The organism is Lentzea alba, from assembly GCF_047445655.1.
GTDB classification, from domain to species: domain Bacteria; phylum Actinomycetota; class Actinomycetes; order Mycobacteriales; family Pseudonocardiaceae; genus Lentzea; species Lentzea alba_A.
Map to the genome: position 1 here is coordinate 1 of NZ_JAJAEG010000097.1, position 1354 is coordinate 1354.

Annotated in this window: 1 rRNA gene; it reads right to left on the reverse strand. The window is 57.4% G+C overall.

Annotated features, from left to right (window positions below):
• A 23S ribosomal RNA gene (locus tag LFM09_RS50035) occupies positions 1–1354 on the reverse strand; the annotation flags it as partial.

Here is a 1354-nt window from a genome sequence, read left to right on the forward strand (position 1 = left end):
CCATCGCTTGACTACTACAAGTTCAGGTCCCGCGCTCCACAGTCCCCATAGTCCCGAAGGATTTCTGGAGGTGCTTCGGGCGGTTAGTATCACAAGGTTCATCATGGGCGCGTTCACACGGGTACGGGAATATCAACCCGTTGTCCATCGACTACGCCTGTCGGCCTCGCCTTAGGTCCCGACTTACCCTGGGCGGATTAGCCTGGCCCAGGAACCCTTGGTCATCCGGCGGACGAGTTTCTCACTCGTCTTTCGCTACTCATGCCTGCATTCTCACTCGCATAGCGTCCACGGCTGGATTCCTCCGCNTACGGGAATATCAACCCGTTGTCCATCGACTACGCCTGTCGGCCTCGCCTTAGGTCCCGACTTACCCTGGGCGGATTAGCCTGGCCCAGGAACCCTTGGTCATCCGGCGGACGAGTTTCTCACTCGTCTTTCGCTACTCATGCCTGCATTCTCACTCGCATAGCGTCCACGGCTGGATTCCTCCGCCGCTTCAACCGCTACACGACGCTCCCCTACCCATCCCAGCTCAAGGCTGAAATGACACAGCTTCGGCGGTGTGCTTAAGCCCCGCTACATTGTCGGCGCAGGACCACTTGACCAGTGAGCTATTACGCACTCTTTAAAGGGTGGCTGCTTCTAAGCCAACCTCCTGGCTGTCTGTGCGACCCCACATCCTTTCCCACTTAGCACACACTTAGGGGCCTTAGCTGGCGTTCTGGGCTGTTTCCCTCTCGACTACGAAGCTTATCCCCCGCAGTCTCACTGCCGCGCTCTCACACCACGGTATTCGGAGTTTGGTTGATTTCGGTAAGCTTGTGGGCCCCCTAGACCATCCAGTGCTCTACCCCCGCGGTGAAACACACGACGCTGCACCTAAATGCATTTCGGGGAGAACCAGCTATCACGGTGTTTGATTGGCCTTTCACCCCTAACCACAGCTCATCCCCCAGGTTTTCAACCCTGGTGGGTTCGGGCCTCCACGCGGTCTTACCCGCGCTTCACCCTGGCCATGGCTAGATCACACCGCTTCGGGTCTAGACCACGCGACTCAAGCGCCCTATTCAGACTCGCTTTCGCTACGGCTACCCCACACGGGTTAACCTCGCCACGTAGCACTAACTCGCAGGCTCATTCTTCAAAAGGCACGCCGTCACCCCTAAAGGCTCCGACGGATTGTAGGCACACGGTTTCAGGTACTATTTCACTCCCCTCCCGGGGTACTTTTCATCTTTCCCTCACGGTACTAGTCCGCTATCGGTCACCAGGGAGTATTTAGGCTTAGCGGGTGGTCCCGCCAGATTCACAGCGAATTCCACGAGTACGCTGCTACTTGGGAACACTCTAA